Origin of the sequence: Jiella endophytica, assembly GCF_004519335.1 — a bacterium.
GTDB classification, from domain to species: Bacteria; Pseudomonadota; Alphaproteobacteria; order Rhizobiales; family Rhizobiaceae; genus Jiella; species Jiella endophytica.
In genome coordinates, this window is record NZ_SOZD01000006.1 from 335,691 (window position 1) to 351,723 (window position 16,033).

General features: G+C 67.1%; 15 protein-coding genes. 4 read left to right on the top strand and 11 right to left on the bottom strand.

Annotated elements, in window-relative coordinates; all coding sequences use genetic code 11:
- Positions 1-80: 80 nt before the first annotated feature.
- From E3C22_RS19895 to E3C22_RS19915, 5 genes are all read right to left on the bottom strand, one after another.
- On the bottom strand, positions 81-2,270 hold the full coding sequence (locus E3C22_RS19895) for a methyl-accepting chemotaxis protein (RefSeq protein ID WP_134763602.1): 2,190 nt from the start codon (positions 2,268-2,270) through the stop codon (positions 81-83).
- Positions 2,271-2,459: 189 nt separating this feature from the next.
- Complete coding sequence (locus E3C22_RS19900) at positions 2,460-3,089, bottom strand: DedA family protein (RefSeq protein ID WP_134763603.1); 630 nt, start codon at positions 3,087-3,089, stop codon at positions 2,460-2,462.
- A gap of 155 nt (positions 3,090-3,244) precedes the next feature.
- Positions 3,245-4,477, bottom strand: coding sequence for a class I SAM-dependent RNA methyltransferase (locus tag E3C22_RS19905; RefSeq protein ID WP_245515090.1), 1,233 nt, complete (start codon positions 4,475-4,477; stop codon positions 3,245-3,247).
- Positions 4,474-5,235 (bottom strand): TlyA family RNA methyltransferase, encoded by a 762-nt coding sequence (locus E3C22_RS19910; protein WP_134763605.1) that lies wholly within the window; start codon positions 5,233-5,235, stop codon positions 4,474-4,476. Before E3C22_RS19910 ends, E3C22_RS19905 begins: the two co-directional genes overlap by 4 nt.
- A gap of 148 nt (positions 5,236-5,383) precedes the next feature.
- Entirely contained in the window at positions 5,384-5,578 is a 195-nt protein-coding gene (locus E3C22_RS19915; protein ID WP_134763606.1) for a DUF2735 domain-containing protein, read from the bottom strand.
- A 492-nt stretch (positions 5,579-6,070) separates the two neighbouring features.
- Between E3C22_RS19915 and E3C22_RS19920 the strand changes: the two genes are divergently transcribed.
- Positions 6,071-7,111: a glutamine synthetase beta-grasp domain-containing protein gene (locus E3C22_RS19920; RefSeq protein ID WP_134763607.1), complete on the top strand. Its 1,041-nt coding sequence runs from the start codon at positions 6,071-6,073 to the stop codon at positions 7,109-7,111.
- A gap of 173 nt (positions 7,112-7,284) precedes the next feature.
- On the opposite strand, the gene E3C22_RS19925 is transcribed toward E3C22_RS19920, so the two are convergent.
- The 6 genes from E3C22_RS19925 to E3C22_RS19950 form a co-directional block, all read right to left on the bottom strand.
- Positions 7,285-8,373, bottom strand: coding sequence for an esterase-like activity of phytase family protein (locus E3C22_RS19925; RefSeq protein WP_134763608.1), 1,089 nt, complete (start codon positions 8,371-8,373; stop codon positions 7,285-7,287).
- Positions 8,370-10,286, bottom strand: a complete 1,917-nt coding sequence (gene cobT, locus E3C22_RS19930; protein ID WP_134763609.1) for a cobaltochelatase subunit CobT — start codon at positions 10,284-10,286, stop codon at positions 8,370-8,372. The genes E3C22_RS19925 and cobT overlap by 4 nt, the downstream gene beginning before the upstream one ends.
- Positions 10,287-10,294: 8 nt before the next feature.
- The gene (locus tag E3C22_RS19935; protein WP_245515091.1) at positions 10,295-10,561 is read right to left on the bottom strand and encodes a type II toxin-antitoxin system HicB family antitoxin; all 267 of its coding nucleotides are present in this window, start codon (positions 10,559-10,561) and stop codon (positions 10,295-10,297) included.
- An 11-nt stretch (positions 10,562-10,572) separates the two neighbouring features.
- Positions 10,573-10,800 carry a type II toxin-antitoxin system HicA family toxin gene (locus E3C22_RS19940; protein ID WP_134763610.1) on the bottom strand — a complete coding sequence of 76 codons (228 nt, stop codon included), beginning with the start codon at positions 10,798-10,800 and terminating at the stop codon, positions 10,573-10,575.
- A gap of 45 nt (positions 10,801-10,845) precedes the next feature.
- Positions 10,846-11,832: a cobaltochelatase subunit CobS gene (cobS, locus tag E3C22_RS19945; RefSeq protein ID WP_134763611.1), complete on the bottom strand. Its 987-nt coding sequence runs from the start codon at positions 11,830-11,832 to the stop codon at positions 10,846-10,848.
- Positions 11,833-12,135: 303 nt separating this feature from the next.
- Positions 12,136-12,735, bottom strand: a complete 600-nt coding sequence (locus tag E3C22_RS19950) for a J domain-containing protein (RefSeq protein ID WP_134763612.1) — start codon at positions 12,733-12,735, stop codon at positions 12,136-12,138.
- Between the two features lie 147 nt (positions 12,736-12,882).
- Here E3C22_RS19950 and E3C22_RS19955 point away from each other — a divergent pair, with 147 nt between their 5' ends.
- From E3C22_RS19955 to E3C22_RS19965, 3 genes are all read left to right on the top strand, one after another.
- Positions 12,883-13,191: a BolA family protein gene (locus E3C22_RS19955; protein WP_134763613.1), complete on the top strand. Its 309-nt coding sequence runs from the start codon at positions 12,883-12,885 to the stop codon at positions 13,189-13,191.
- A 37-nt stretch (positions 13,192-13,228) separates the two neighbouring features.
- Positions 13,229-13,942, top strand: coding sequence for a YoaK family protein (locus E3C22_RS19960; RefSeq protein ID WP_206026991.1), 714 nt, complete (start codon positions 13,229-13,231; stop codon positions 13,940-13,942).
- Positions 13,943-14,143: 201 nt separating this feature from the next.
- Positions 14,144-16,021: a transglycosylase domain-containing protein gene (locus E3C22_RS19965; RefSeq protein ID WP_167591838.1), complete on the top strand. Its 1,878-nt coding sequence runs from the start codon at positions 14,144-14,146 to the stop codon at positions 16,019-16,021.
- The last annotated feature ends 12 nt before the right edge of the window (positions 16,022-16,033 follow it).

A 16,033-nucleotide genomic window follows, 5' to 3' on the forward strand; every position in this document is an offset into this window, starting at 1 on the left:
ATCGCCATGCTCGATGGAGCACAGTTCGTGATCGGCAAGTGTTCTGACGACCCGGCGATTGCCGAGCCGAAACTCCGGAGTCAGGCTGCCCGGCGGGTGACCGGCGCCGATGTGCCGGAGGTCCGGATCGCGATGGTGAAATAGCCGACAAGCCGCTTCAGCGCGTCGGCCTGGATCGTCAGTTCCTGCGTCGCTGCATTGGTCTCCTCGATCATCGCGGCGTTCTGCTGGGTCATCTGGTCCATCTGGCCGACGGCGACATTCACCTCGCCGATGCCCGTCGCCTGCGACTTCGAGCCAAGCGCGATGCGCTCGACCTTGCCGTCGATGTCGAGGACCTTCGCCGCGATGCGGCGCAACGCTTCGGCGGCGTTGTCGACGTAGCTGACGCCCTTTTCGACGTTGCTGGCCGAATCGGCGATCAGCGTCTTGATCTCCTCGGCCGCGGCCGAGGAGCGCTGCGAGAGCTCCCGCACTTCCCTGGCAACGACGGCAAAGCCCTTGCCGGCCTCGCCCGCCCGCGCCGCCTCGACCCCGGCATTCAGCGCCAGAAGGTTGGTCTGGAAGGAGATCTCGTTGATCACCGAGATGATCGCCTCGATCTTTTCGGACGAGCCGGCGATGTTGCGCATCGCCTCGATCACCTGGCGGACGATCAGGTCGGCGCGCTCGGCGTCCTCGCGGGCCGAACGCACGGTCCCGGCAGCGGCCGCGGCGAAATCGGCGTTCTCGCCGACCTGGCCGGTGATCTCGCCGAGGGCCGCGACGCTTTGCTCGATGCTCGCAGCCTGGCCTTCGAGGCGGTGGGTCATGTCCTGCGTCGCGGCGCCGATCTCCTGCGTGCCGGTCTCGATGCTCGCCACCGACTGGCTGACCGACTGCATGGTCGAGCGCAGCCGGTCGAGGGCCGCGTCGTAGTCCGCCTTCAGCTTGCGGTAGGGACCGTCGAACTCGCCCTCGAGCGGGGTAACGAGGTCGCCGGCGGCAAGCCGCGCCAGGCCTTCGCCGAGGGAGGCGACCACGCGGGCCTGGGTCTCGCCGGTCCGTCGACGCTCGCTCTCGCCTTCCTCGCGCAGGCGCTCGGCCTTGCTGCGCTCGTTGTCTGCCGCGAGTTCGGCGGCAACGCCGCTCTTCAGCTGGTGACGGAAGCCTTCGAGCGCGCCGGCAAAGGCGCCGAGCTCGTCCTTCCTGTCGGTGCCGGCGACGGGGCTGTCGTAGTTGCCGCCGGCCAGTCGCTCGACCGCAGCCGAAAGGCGGGCGAGCGGCCGGGTGATCACCTGGCGGGTCGCCAGCATCATCGCGCCGAGCACGGCGAGGAGAAGGATGCCGCCGACGATCAGGAACTTGCTGACCTCGGCATAGACCGGCGTCGTGAAGGCCGCCGAGGGCACGTCGAGAAGCACCGCCCAGCGGGTGTCGAGACCCGGCAGGGTGAACGGATAGACGATCCGCTCATAGGCGCCGTCCTCGATGGCGCTGATCACCGCCGGCTCGCCCGAAGCGAGCGCCGCCTTCAGCGCGTCCGTGCCTGTCTCGTCATAGGGCTTCGTCAGCTGGCCGCCGTCGCCCGCCACCAGCCAGTTGCCGCCGCCGGAGACGAGATAGGCCCTGCCGCCCTCGAAGGGCGTCAGGCCGTTCAGCATCTTCGTCAGGCCGTCGAGGCTGAAATCGACGCCGCCGACGCCGATCAGCCGACCGCCGGAGCGGACCGGGAAGGCGGTCGAGGACATCAACACCTTCACCTCGGACGCCATGTAGGGCTCGGTGATCGCCGCCTTGCCGCTGGTGGCGGCGAGCGCATACCAGGGCGCGTCGTATTTCGCGTCGAAGGTCGAGAATTCGAGCTTTCCGTCGGGGCTCTTGGTCCAGTAAGGCGTGAAGACGCCCGCGCCATTGGCGCCCGGCCGATCCTTCGCCGCGGTCCCGTCGAAACCCTTCGGCGCCTCGGCCATCCAGGCGCCGAAGACGCCGTCATTGCTGGTGGCGACGGCCTTCAGCTCGGCGATCACCGCGGCGCCGTCGCGGTTGCCGGCCTCGTGGCCCGCACCGATCATCGCGATCATGCTGCGCCCGGCGGCGACCGCCAGGCCGATCTCGGCGCTGACCGAAGCGGCGACGTTGCGGGCTTCCGCCCTCGCCTCGTCGTTGACGCTGGCCTCGACCCGCGACTTCGTCTCGATCGCCGAAAAGGCGACCGCGGCGACGACGATGGTGGCGACGGTCCCGCCCGCAAAGAACAGGAGCTTTGCGGAAAGCGATTTCAGGTTCATCCGGATGCCCTCGGAAGCGATTTGTTGCTGTGCAGCAACCTGGCCCGGCGATTTCTTAGGAAGCGTTAAACTCAGCGCCCTTTGCTTGCAAAATGCAACTTTTTCGCCCCGAAGCAGGGTGGCTCAGCCAGAGGGTCTTCGGGCAGCGCTCCGTGAGCCCGGTGAAGGAACGTTACGACGGGGCGGCGCTCAGCGATCCGAGCGGGCGTCGGCGGTCGAAGCCTGCGCCGCATCGCCATCGTCGACGCTGAACAGGAACTTGTAGGTGCCGAAGCAGCCGATCAGGCAGATCGCTGCGGCGACGAGATAGAGCGGCCAGGTCGAATGGCCGGCAAAATAGCTCTGGAAGGCGGTGCCGAAGAGATAGGCGAGCCCGCCATAGGCGAGCGACCAGGCCGCTGCGCTGATCGAATTGTAGAGCAGGAACAGCGCCCAGTTCATCCGCATCGTGCCGGCGACGAAACCGTTGAGCTGGCGCAGGATGATGACGAAACGGGCGATCAGGACGACGACGAAGCCGTAATTCTCGAAACGCTCCTCGACCATCTTGAAGCGCTTTTCGCCGAGGCCGAAACGCTCGCCCCAGCGCACCACGATGGCCCGGCCGTAGCGACGGCCGACGAGGTAGCCGATGTTGTCGCCGACGATCGAGCCGAGAAACGCCGCGCCGAGGACGAGCAGGATGTGCAGCGACCCGTCGCCGGCGAGCAACCCGCCGGCGACGACGAGGCTCTCGCCCGGCAGCGGCATGCCGGTCGATTCCAGAAGGACGACGATGAACAGCAGGCCGCATCCGTATTGCGCGAGATATTCGGTCAAATTCGCTCGGCCTCGTCTTTCGGAAAGGGCAACATCGGCTCGCGGCCTCTGGCTCGCATGCCGGGCGTGAAACGGCAAGTCTTCCACGCCCTGCCGGTGCGTCGCATCAAACTGTTACAGCGCCCTTTGCCCTTAAGACACGAATGCGTGGCGTTCTACCGGTCCCGGGTGAGGAGCGCCACCGCCTCGACGTGATGCGACCAGAGGAACTGGTCGATCGGCGTCACGCCGAGAAGCCTGTAACCGCCGTCGACGAGTATCCTGATGTCACGGGCAAGCGTGACAGGATTGCATGACACCGCGGCGACACGCGGCACGCCGGACCCGGCGATCTCCCGCGAAAGCCCCTCGGCGCCGGCGCGCGGCGGATCGAAGACGATCCCGTCGAAGCGCTTCATCTCCTTGGCCGGCACCGGCCGGCGCGCCAGGTCGCGCCGTTCGCTCGACAGGGGTTTCAGCCCCGTCGACCGGCGGTGGGCGGCATCCTGCGCCTCCAGCGCCGCGGCCTCGCTCTCCACCGCATGGACGGCGGCGTGGCGGGCGAGCCGCAGCGAGAAGGTGCCGCAGCCGGAAAAATAGTCGACGACGCGCTTTGCGCCCGAAAGATGCGACAGGACCAGTTCGGCCATGGCGGTCTCGGCGCTTTCGACGGCCTGCAGGAACGCGCCCGGCGGCGGCTCGACGGCGACGCCGGCAAAATCGACCAGCGGCGGGCGGGCCTTGACGAGGATCTCGCCATCGACGGCGAGCCGGGCGATGCCGGCTTCGAGCGTCAGGCCGATCGCCTGCTGCCGCGCCTTGTCTGAGAGGCGGGAGGCGTCAGTCGCCGAGACGTCGAGCCCGGCGGTCGTCGCGGTGACGAGGAGCTTCAGCGGCCGCTTGCGATCGATGAGAATTCCCGCCAGCTTCTGCAGGAAGGGCAGCGCCGCCTCGATCGCCGGCAGAGCGATGGGGCAGGTCTCGATCGCCACCACCCGGTTGCTTCGGGCGGCATTGTAGCCGAGGAGGACGCGGTTTCCCGCCCGCACCGCCGTCAGCGTCACCCGCCGGCGCGAGCGTGGCGGGCAGGCGACGAGCGGCGCCACCTCCGCGCCGACGCCCGCGCGCTCCAGGGCGCTGACGACGAGCTCACGCTTGAACGCCCGATAGAGCTCCTCGTTCGCATGCTGCAGGTCACAGCCGCCGCATTGGCCGAAATGCGGGCAGGCCGGCGCGCGGCGGTCCGGCGCTTCCTCGACCAGCGCGTAGGCGGGATGGGCCCCGCCCTCCGCAGCGGCGTCGATCTCGGCCACTTCACCCGGCAGAGTGAACGGCAGGAAGACCGGCCCGGCCGGCGTCCGCGCGGTGCCGTCGCCCTTGGCGCCGAGGCTTTCGATGGTCACTCTCAAGTCGTCGTCTTTCGTCCGTGGAGCAGGAATTCGCGGTTGCCGTCGCCGCCGGCGATCGGCGAAGGGATGAGGCCGAGCGCCTGCCATCCGGTCTGTGAGCCGAGCCAGTCGCGCAGCCTGGCAGCGACGGTATCTGCCTCAGCCGGGTTGCGCAGGAGGCCGCCCTTGCCGATCGCTTCACGGCCGGCCTCGAATTGCGGCTTGACCAGGAAGATGCCCTCGGCGCCAGCTTCCGCCAGGGCGAGCGCCGGCGGCAAAGCCAAGGTCAGGGAGATGAAGCTGACGTCGGAAACGACCAGATTGATGGCCCGGCCGCCAAGGTCGGCCCGCGTCAGTTCCCGCGCGTTCAGGTTTTCATGGAGCGTGACGCGCGGATCGGCGGCGATCGTCGGGTGCATCTGGCCATGACCGACATCGATTGCGACGACATGAGCCGCGCCCCGCTCCAACAGCAGCTGGGTGAAGCCGCCGGTCGAGGCGCCGATGTCGAGCGCCGTTCTTTCCTCAGGATCGATGCCGAACTGGTCGAGACCCGCGGCGAGCTTCAGAGCGGCGCGGGAAACATAGCCCCCTGCCGGATCGTTCACCGTCACCTGCTGATCGGCGCCGACGCCAAGGCTCGCCTTGGTCTCGATGCGGCCGTCGACGCTGACGTGACCGCGCAGGATCGCGTCACGGGCGCGCGAGCGCGTTGCAACAAGTCCGCGCTCGACGAGACTGGCGTCGAGGCGCGTGCGGTGGGGAGCCGGTCCGGACATGGCCCGGGTGATGCGACGGGCTCTCGCCTTTGGCAAGCCGAAATCGGTCCGGCGCGACCCAGATGGGACCGGCAGACCGCGGCGTCGTTCGGCCGGACGGTTTGCTCCTCAAAAAAGCCGGTCGAACCCGCGGCCGCCGCCGAAACTCTCAGTGGCCGCGCTTGTGGCGCTCGGCCTCCTCGCGGATGGCGTCGTCGTGATAGGACGCGCTGCCCATCGCGAATTCGACGAAGTCGGGAAGTGTCCGCCGGTCCGGGTGTCGGGATGCCTCCACCGCGGCGCGCCGGGCCGCAACCGGGAACTGCAGGATCTGGGCGCTGTGCCGGTTTTCGCTGATGTTCATTTGTCGTTCTCCTCCGATCTCCTGCCTCGCATGAGAGAGGTTTTCCCACAAGTAGGTATGCGCAGTCCTTATGCAAGATGCCCAATAAATAGTCTGATTTTTGCCTATTCCGGCGGCATGGGATGAAACTGCCTGAAATCGGCGATTGTCACGAAACGATCATGAAACTCCCACGCTACGCCTTCGCGAGCCTGTAGCCGCGGCCTCTCTCGCAAACCGGCAATCGTAAGCTTCCCGGCACGGTTGCCCGTTCCTGCGCGAGATTAGCGGCATGGCGCCGCAGCGCGCCGGTGCCGGCGGCGGTGCTGCGGCCGGACGGCCGGCCGTGGCGATCCGATCGAACCGGGAAACCACCGTCCGCGATCGCCGTCAGCGGCGATCTGGCACGCGTCCTGCATGGTGCACGAGCGGGTCCGCCGGGCGCATTCCTCCCGCCCCGGACGACCGTTGTGTTTCGACGCCCCTGCAGCGTCCACTCATGAAAGATGACTGATGACGAAATATAAGCTCGAATACATCTGGCTGGATGGCTACACGCCGGTGCCGAACCTTCGCGGCAAGACCCAGATCAAGGATTTCGCCGAGTTTCCGACCCTCGATCAGCTGCCGCTCTGGGGCTTCGACGGCTCTTCGACCATGCAGGCCGAGGGCTCCAGCTCCGACTGCGTGCTGAAGCCGGTCGCCTCCTATCCGGATCCCGCCCGCAAGAACGGCGTCCTCGTCATGTGCGAGGTCATGATGCCGGACGGAACGACGCCGCATCCGTCGAACAGCCGCGCCACCGTTCTCGACGATGACGACGCCTGGTTCGGCTTCGAGCAGGAATATTTCTTCTACAAGGACGGCCGGCCCCTCGGCTTCCCGACCCAGGGCTATCCCGAGCCTCAGGGCAAGTACTACACCGGCGTCGGCTACAGCGCCGTCGGCGACGTCGCCCGCGAGATCGTCGAGAAGCATCTCGACCAGTGCCTCGATGCCGGCATCAACCACGAGGGCATCAACGCCGAGGTCGCCAAGGGCCAGTGGGAATTCCAGATCTTCGGCAAGGGCTCCAAGAAGGCCGCCGACCAGATGTGGATCGCCCGCTACCTGCTGATGCGCATCTGCGAATCCTACTGCATCGACATCGAATGGCACTGCAAGCCGCTCGGCGACACCGACTGGAACGGCTCGGGCATGCATTGCAACTTCTCGACCAAGCACATGCGCGAAGTTGGCGGCAAGGCCTATTTCGAGGCGCTGATGGGCCAGTTCGAGAAGAACCTCGAGGACCACATCGCCGTCTACGGCCCGGACAACCACATGCGCCTCACCGGCAAGCACGAGACGGCGCCGTGGAACAAGTTCTCCTACGGCATCGCCGACCGCGGCGCCTCGGTCCGCGTGCCGCACTCCTTCGTCAACAACGGCTACAAGGGCTATCTCGAGGATCGCCGCCCGAACTCCCAGGGCGACCCCTATGCGATCGCCTCGCAGGTGCTGAAGACGATCTCGGAAGTGCCGACCGGCGACAAGGCCCAGGCCGCAGCCTGATCTGTCCTTCAAGGGGCCGTTCCGACGGTCCCGGTCATGAATTGCGCGACGGCGCGGCTCCGAAAGGGGCCGCGCCGTCGGCGTTTGAGGGTTCGAAATTCAGGGCTTGAGACCGGGGCTGTCGGGCCGAGGGCGTGAGAGGTGACGCTTGCGAGCGGTGCGCCTCGGGTTGCCTACTGCCCGACGGCGGTGCGGCGGTCGGCCCCGTCCTCCAGCACGAACTCCAGCAGCAGGTTGCGCTGGAAGATCGAGCCGTTGTCGTCGGAGACCAGCGTCAGCCGCGTGCGGCCTTCGTCGTCCTGCCAGACGTCGAGCCCCTCCATGTTGTCGATCTCGTCGGCAAGGTCTGCCTCGAAGATCACCGGCCCGTCGGCAAGCGAACCGGGACGGATGTCCTCCGCCGGAATACGGCGGATGCGGATGCCGAGCCCGCCGAAGATGCCCTCGAAGCGCCGCTCGAGGATCAGCATGTCGCCATCCGGCAGGAAATCGCCGTCCGAGACCTCCCATTTGGCATCGCGCCGGACCTTGAAGACGCCCTCGCCGGCCCTTTCCCCGACGATCCCGGCAAAGAGGTTGCCGTCCCGATCGATCGAATGCTCCGAGACCGCGACCAGCGCGCCATGGACGGGCGAAGCCTCCGGCGCGATCGCCAGCGTCTCGAGCCCCTTGTTCGCCCGCAGTTCCTGCACCGGGATCGGCATCGGCAGATTGCGCGCTCTGCCGGAATCCAGCCGGTCGATGTCGTAGGCCCAAATGCGGTGATGCTGCTCGAAGCCGACATAGGCGGTGTTTCCGTCGACCGCGAGGGATTCCGCGTCGCCGAGCGCCTTGCCGTAAATCGGCCGGCCCAGACGATCGCGCAGCGGCGCGATGGTGGCATCGGCAAAGCCGGTCGGCCTGCCGGCGGCGTCGCGGCTGATCCGCCCCGCGAGCCAGCTGCCCTTGTCGGTGACGGCGAGAAAGCGCGCCCCCGAAGCATCGAGCCGGATTGCCGAGATCCCCTCCAGCCGACTGTCGAAGGAAGAAAACTGCAATCCGCCGAGAAAGCTCAGCTCACCGAAGCGGGTCGTTTCGGACCCCTTGCGGAACCGCGTGATCTCTTCGGCGCGGATGGTGATCGGCTCCGCCGCGCCGCGCTGCCGTTCCGACGCCGCCCCAGCGGGCTGACCGAGAACGAGGAGCAGCGCTGCCAGCGCCGCTCGCCGTGCGACGGCCGCATGTCCTGTTTGCTTCTGCCTGCCACTTGCGACGGGGTTCAACGGCGGGCGCCTGCCCTGCGATAGGTGCTGCCGGCGGCCCGGCCGCCGGTCCCTTCGTCCTCGAAGAGGTCGGCGAGCTGCTCGGTCATCGCGCCGGCAAGCTCCTCGGCATCTACGATGGTGACGGCGCGGCGATAGTAGCGCGTCACGTCGTGGCCGATGCCGATGGCAAGAAGCTCGACCGGCGAGCGGGTCTCGATCTCCTCGATGATCGCCCTCAGATGGCGCTCCAGATAGTTGCCGGGATTGACCGACAGGGTCGAATCGTCGACCGGCGCGCCGTCCGAGATCATCATCAGGATCCGCCGCTGCTCGGAGCGGGCGAGCAGCCGGTTGTGCGCCCAGATCAGCGCCTCGCCGTCGATGTTCTCCTTCAAGAGGCCCTCGCGCATCATCAGGCCGAGATTGCGCCTTGCCCGCCGCCAGGGGGCGTCCGCCGACTTGTAGACGATATGGCGAAGGTCGTTGAGCCGGCCGGGCTTTACCGGCTTGCCGGCCTTCAGCCAGGCCTCGCGCGACTGGCCGCCCTTCCAGGCCCTCGTGGTGAAGCCGAGCACCTCGACCTTGACGCCGCAGCGCTCCAGCGTGCGCGCCAGGATGTCGGCGCAGGTCGCCGCGACGGTGATCGGCCGGCCGCGCATGGAGCCGGAATTGTCGATCAGCAGCGTCACGATCGTGTCGCGGAAATCGGTGTCGCGCTCCATCTTGTAGGAGAGCGGCTGCATCGGATCGATGACCAAGCGGACGAGCCGTGCCGAATCGAGATAACCCTCTTCGAGGTCGAAATCCCAGGAGCGGCTCTGCTGGGCCATCAGGCGACGCTGCAGCCGGTTGGCGAGGCGGCCGACGACGCCCTGGAGCGAGGAAAGCTGCTTGTCGAGGAACGCCCGCAACCTGTCGAGTTCGGCCTCGTCGCAGAGTTCCTCGGCGCCGACGATCTCGTCGAACTGCGGCGTGAAGACCTTGTAGTCGAACTGCGGCGCGTCGCGATCGAGCGGCTGGTTCGGCCGGCGCGATTCACCGGGAGTCTCGGTGTCCTGGCTGTCGTCGTCGACCGGATCCTCGGCGGTGACCTCGGAGGATTCGGCCTCGGCCGTCTCCTCGTTCTCGCCCTCGGTCTCGGATTCTTCGGCCTCGGCCTCCTCGCTGCCGGCGTCCTTTTCCGAGCCGCTCTCCTCGTTGTCGCGGCTCTGGTTGTCGCCCTGCTCTTCCTCCTGGTCCTCGTCCTCCTCCGAATTGCTCTCCTCGGAAAGCTGCTCGGCCATTTCGAGGGAGACCAGCATGTCGCGCATGGCGCGGGCAAAGGCCTGCTGGTCTTCCAGCACGCCCGGCAGCGCCTCGAAATTGCGGCCCGCCTTGTCCTCGATGAAATCGCGCCAGACGTCGACGAGGGCGCGGGCGCTGTCAGGCACGGCCCGGCCGGTGAGCTTTTCGCGGACCATCAGCGCCACGGCGTCCTCGATCGGTGCTTCGGCACGGTCGGTGACGTCGGAAAGGTTCGAGCGGAAATACTTGTCTTCCAGCATCGAGGCGAGATTGTCGCCGACGCCGGCCATGGCATTGGCGCCGATCGCCTCGCAGCGGGCCTGCTCGACGGCGTCGTAGACGGCGCGGGCGCTCTTGCCGTCAGGCGACAGGCTGGCATGGAGACGGCTGTCGTGCCGCGCCTTGCGCAGCGCCATCGCGTCGGCAAGGCCGCGGGTGACGGCGACGTCGTTCTGCGTCGCGCGCTTCGGCAGCTCCGGCAGCCGCGCCCGGTTGCCGGCAAGCCCCGGACGGTCGGAGGCGTAGGTGACCTCCATCTCGGGGTCGCCGGAAATCGCCCGGAGGGCGCCCGCCACCGCACGGCGGAAGGGCTCGCGGTCGGTTGCCTTGCCCTGGGGGGGACGCTTGTTGTCGCCGATCGATGCCATGAACGCGATTACTCTGCTGCTTCCTGCACGGGATTTGTCGGAAGCGGAAGCTCTTCACCGTCCGCCAAGGCGCCCTCCGCCCAAGCGAAAGCAGCAGACCTCACGTCAGCGATGGCTTCCATTTCGGTTTCGCCGTCTCCCATGCAGCCCGGCAGATCGCAGATTGTGGCGAGAAACCCACCGCCGTCGGCATCGCACAGCGGCGTAACAGTCACGCTGTAGGCCTCGGGTCGAAACACCGACCCGTCCGCATGTCTGTAAGTTGTCGTCGTCACAGCCTTGAATCCTATGACTCGAGATAACGGATCAGCTTTCGAATATAGACATCCCGGATCGGTTTGTGGGCCGGCACCGTCAGTCGGTCCCGCTTCCCGGGCATCTTAACATAATAGTGCGAACCTCCGCCCGGCGGCGTTCCGCATTTCGCTCCGACTTCCCTGCAAGCCTTCAAAACATCGCTGATCTGCCAGTCGGCTTTCGGATTGAGACGCATGCGCTCCAGCGTCTTGCTCATCGCTCCGACCCGCCTCCGGTTCGGTTGAAGCCCAATCGCGCCCTATCAATCCAGCACGAGATTCGCCGCACTTTCAGGCAGTTCCTCACCGAAGGCGCGCTGATAGAACTCCGCCACCAGCGGCCGTTCGAGGTCGTCGCACTTGTTGAGGAAGGTCAGCCGGAAGGCGAAGCCGATATCGCCGAAAATCTCGGCGTTCTCGGCCCAAGTGATCACCGTTCGGGGGCTCATCACGGTCGAGAGGTCGCCGTTGACGAAGGCCGAGCGGGTGAGATCGGCGACGCGCACCATCTTGGAGACAGTCTTCTTGCCCTCGGCATTGTCGAAGCTCTTCGCCTTGGCGAGAACGATGCCGACCTCGGTGTCGTGGGGCAGGTAGTTCAGCGTCGTGACGATCGACCAGCGGTCCATCTGCGCCTGGTTGATCTGCTGGGTGCCGTGATAGAGCCCCGTCGTGTCGCCGAGGCCGACGGTATTCGCCGTCGCGAAGAGCCTGAAGGCCGGGTGCGGCCGGATCACCCGGCTCTGGTCGAGCAGCGTCAGACGGCCGGAGGATTCCAGCACCCGCTGGATGACGAACATCACGTCCGGGCGGCCGGCATCATATTCGTCGAAGACCAGCGCGACGTTGTTCTGATAGGCCCAGGGCAGGATGCCGTCGCGGAACTCGGTGACCTGCATCCCCTCGCGCACGGTGATCGCGTCCTTGCCGACGAGATCGATACGGGAGACGTGACTGTCGAGATTGACGCGCACGCAGGGCCAGTTGAGCCGTGCCGCGACCTGCTCGATATGGGTCGACTTGCCGGTGCCGTGATAGCCCGAGACCATGACGCGGCGATTGCGGGCAAAGCCCGCGAGGATCGCCAGCGTCGTCGGCCTGTCGAAAATGTAGTCCGGATCGATTTCCGGCACGTGCGGGTCACGCTCGGAAAAGGCGGGGACTTTCAGATCGCTCTCGAAACCGAAGGTTTCGCGGACGGAGACCGTGGCATCCGGGAGGGCTGCCACTTCCTGTTCCGCTGCACTCATCATACCTCCAAGGGCGCTGTCTCCGGCAGACGAGCCGCAACGCGCCATCATGCTTCATCTTCGCCCGGCCGATGCCGTGCCTCGTATTGTCGGAACGCGGCGGGGCGGGTCAACCATTTTGCAAAGCGGCGACCGCGACCGGGGGTCAGGCGCCCGGCGCGGACACCGCCGTGTGAGGGGCTCCGCCGACGATCATCCGCAGGCGGGGCTGCGACAGAACGATGACGGAAACCGCACTGCAACGCAATGGACCGGTGGGTGGTCCTGGAAGCGTCGCCGGGCCGTCGCCGGCGCGTAGCCTCGTCAGCAGAGGCCCGCCTGCCTCAGCAGCTTGTAGGCCTGGATGACCTCGCGCAGCCGGTCCTCCTGCCCGCGGTCGCCGCCATTGGCATCCGGGTGCAGCTGCTTCACCAGATCCTTATAGCGGCGGCGGATCGCTTCGCCAGTGGCGCCGGCCTCGAGGCCGAGATTCTCGAACGCCTTCTTCTCCAGCGGCCTCACCTTCGGCCGGCGGGTCTCGGGGCGCGGGGCGCCGTCCTCGCCAAACAGGTTGAATGGGTCGCGCGGCCGCGATCCGGCCCGACCGCTGCGCGCCGTGCTCTGGGTCGAGCCGCTGCGGCCCATCGACCAGGTCGGGCGATGGCCGGTCATTGCGTCCTTGAGATATTTCTGGATGGCGTCGTCGTTGAGGCCCGAGAAATAATTGTACGACTTGTTGTACTGGCGGACGTGATCGACGCAGAAATTCAGATACTGCCCCTCGAAATCGCGGCCGAGAGGCGCCTTGTAGAGGCCTGCCTCGTCGCAGCCCTCCCACGCGCAGACAGGCGCCCGCGGTTTGGCGCCGGCAGAGGCTTTGCCTTTGACGCGGATCGCGTCGAAATATTTGGAGTCGAGTTTCATCGCAGGCGATTATGGGGCTCGACGCTGATGCGAACAAGAATTGACAGGCCTGAAAAAACCGGAAATTCCGGGCTGTTTCCGCGGCCGGGCAAGTCCCGCGCAACATTGGCCGGGCGAGAGTGGCGGCTGCTTCACGAGGGGAGCGACATGAGCACCAGGGCAAGGATCGAGGCCAAGCTCGTCGAGGCCTTCCAGCCGCAAGGGCTGCAGATCGTCGACGAAAGCCACATGCATGCCGGCCATCACCATGCCGGCAGCGATCACCACGCCGCTTTTGACGGCTCGGGCGAGACGCATTTTCGCGTCAGGATCGTCTCCGGCGCGTTTGCCGGCATGAGCCGCATCGCCCGCCACCGGGCGATCAACGCGCTGCTTTCCGACGAGCTTGCCGGCGGCGTCCATGCCCTTGCCATCGAGGCGGCGGCGCCCGGCGAGCCGAACCGGCTGAAGCCCTGAGGCGCCGATGTTCCGCGATCGCCGGCCGGAAGGAGCCTTGCCCGTCGCAACGTCCGGCGCTGCCCACGGCGAAGCGGGCCGCCCTCTGGCGCGGCAGAAGGCGCTCGGCTTCGGCTTCGTCGCGCTGTTGTCCTTTCTCGCCGGCATGACGGACGCCATCGGCTTCCTGCGGGCCGGCGACTTCCTGTCCTTCATGAGCGGCAACACCACGCGTCTCGCCATCGCCATCGGCGAGGGCAACGGCGGCGCGATCCTGCGCCTTTCGGCGATCGTCGCGGTCTTCGTCGTCGGCAATGCGTCCGGCGTCGTCGTCGTGCGGCAGTCCGGCGGCCGGCAATGGCCGCTGCTTTTGATGGTGACGATCGCCACCGGCGCCGCCGCGCTGGTCGCGGGACCAGAACCCTCGCCCTTCGCCTATCTGCCGCTGGTCCTCGCGATGGGCATGCTCAATGCCGCCGTCGACAACGTCGCCGGCCATCCGCTCGGCCTCACCTATGTCACCGGCGCCCTGTCGCGCTTCGGCAAGGGCATCGGGCGGCTTCTCTGCGGCGAGCGCAATCCCGGCTTCCTCGTGCAGATCTTTCCCTGGATCGGCATGCTGGCCGGGGCGGTGACCGGCGTCCTGTTGCTTCGCGCCCTCGCCGAAGGCGCTCTCTGGTGCATCGGCGGCTTCGCCCTCTGCCTGACCCTCGGCTCGCTTGCGGTGCCGCGCAGCTGGCTGCGCAACAGCTTCGGCCTCACCGGACCCTGACCATCGCGGGCCGCTGCCGCCGCCGGTCTTAACCTCTCCTTCACCATCGCCCTCTGCGCTTTCCACTTGCCGCGCGCCGGCATCAGACCGGACCATTGTCGAAAGGGTCGGAAGCCCGCCTCGGGCGGCACTTCGTTGCGGCGGCATCCCGGCGCACCCATATCGCGATGGTTAACGATGGGGAAAGAACGGGGACGGCGCATGGAAGCGGAGGCAGACACTCCCCGTCTTGAGGAGACGCCAGACGAGGCTCCTCGCTATCGGACGATCTGGCTCGTCCTCTCCTTCCTCATCCTGATCTTCGGCTGCGGCCTCGTCGGCGTGCATTCCTGGGTCGATGCGGTGGCGGCGCGCTACGGCGCGAGCGTCGAGACGACCCGCGAGCGGGTCCATTCGAACCGGCTGATCGTCGATCTTTCCCGCCACAGGGACCAGCCCTGGAACGCCCCGATCGAGGAGGCGATGTATGTCGACTATGACGACGTTCCGGAGGTGATGCGCCAGGCGATCCTGACCAGCGAGGATTCCTGGTTCTTCTACCATGCCGGCTTTAATCCGATCGCCATCGGCAAGGCGCTCCTCAGCCAGTTCGGCGACGATCCGCGCGGCGGCTCCACCATCACCCAGCAGATCGCCAAGCAGGTCTATGTCGGCAGCCGCCGCGACTTCGGCCGCAAGTTCGACGAACTCGCCATCGCGCTCTGGCTGGAATGGCACTTTTCGAAGAAGCAGCTCCTCGAATTCTATTTCAACACCCCCTTCATGGGCCACAACACCAAGGGGATCGAGGCGGCCGCCCGCTATTATTTCGGCTATTCCTTCAAGCGCGAGCGCACCCAGAGCGTCGCCTTCACCCCGGACATGGCGGCAAGCCTCGCCGTCACCATCAAGAACCCGACCGCCGGCAATCCGACCAAGCCGCGCAACATGCGCGAGGCCCGCAGGCTGCTGCTCGCCATGGGGATCGAGCCGAAGACGCTGACCGAAAAGGCGGTCGCCAGCGCCTCGCTGCCGCGCCGCTTCGCCGCCCATGCCTTCGCCAAGGACCGGCGCCTGTCCGACCAGTTCGGCCCGGCCCGCGACCTTGCCGTGACGCGGCTGTCCCGCCGGCTGCAGGGCATCGAGGGCGGGCTCGACGTCGTCACCTTCTACTCCTCCGAGACTCAGCTCTATCTGCAGTCGGCCATCGAGAAATACGCCCCGCCGATCCGCCGCGCCGGCTACGACCAGCTGACCGCCGTCGTCGTCAACAACGTGACGGGCGGCATCGAGGCGATCGTCGCCCCGCCGGACGCCAAGATCTATCCCGGCTCGACCGTGAAGCCGCTGCTCAGCCTCTGCGCCCTCGTCGACAAGGGCTGGACGGCGCAGACCCGGGTCGACGACGCCCCCATCGGCGTTCCGCCGGTCAGGAACGGCGACCGGCGCTATCTCGGCCGGATCAGCCTCGAACAGGCCCTCGCCGCGAGTCGCAACCCGCCCTTCGTCGCGATGATGCGGCGCTTCGGGCCCGGCTGCGCCAACGACGTCCTCTCCCGCATGAAGACCGGCTTCCGCTTTTCCGGCGGCCGTGACCGCTCGCTCGCCCTCGGCGCCGAGCCGGTCGATCTGATGGATCTCCTCGACGCCTATGTGACCGTCGCCACCTGCGGCAAGGTCTCCAACGGCCCGCTGATCCTGAAGGAAGCCCGCCAGCGCGGCGACCAGACGGTGGTGCTCGAGGAAAAGGCCGAGCCGCTGGCGAAGGATGCGCGGCTGACGGCGGGCTTCGACGCCCTGCACGAAATGCTCCAGGCGACGACCGGGCCGACCGGCACCGCCAATGGCAGCCGCTTCGTCAACGACGTCGCGGCCAAGACCGGCACCTCCGACGACAACCGTCAGATCACGCTGATCACCTTCACCCGCGCCTACACCGTGCTGGTCTCGGCGGGCGCCAGCGATCCATCGAAACTGAAGCGGCACCTGTCGTCCCACGCGCTGGTCAAGATGGTGCACAACATCAACGCCAACATCCACGGCGGCAAGGACCCCGGGCCACTCGGCTGCGGCCCCGGCACCGTCGTCGCCGGCCGGTAGGTTCGTCGCGCG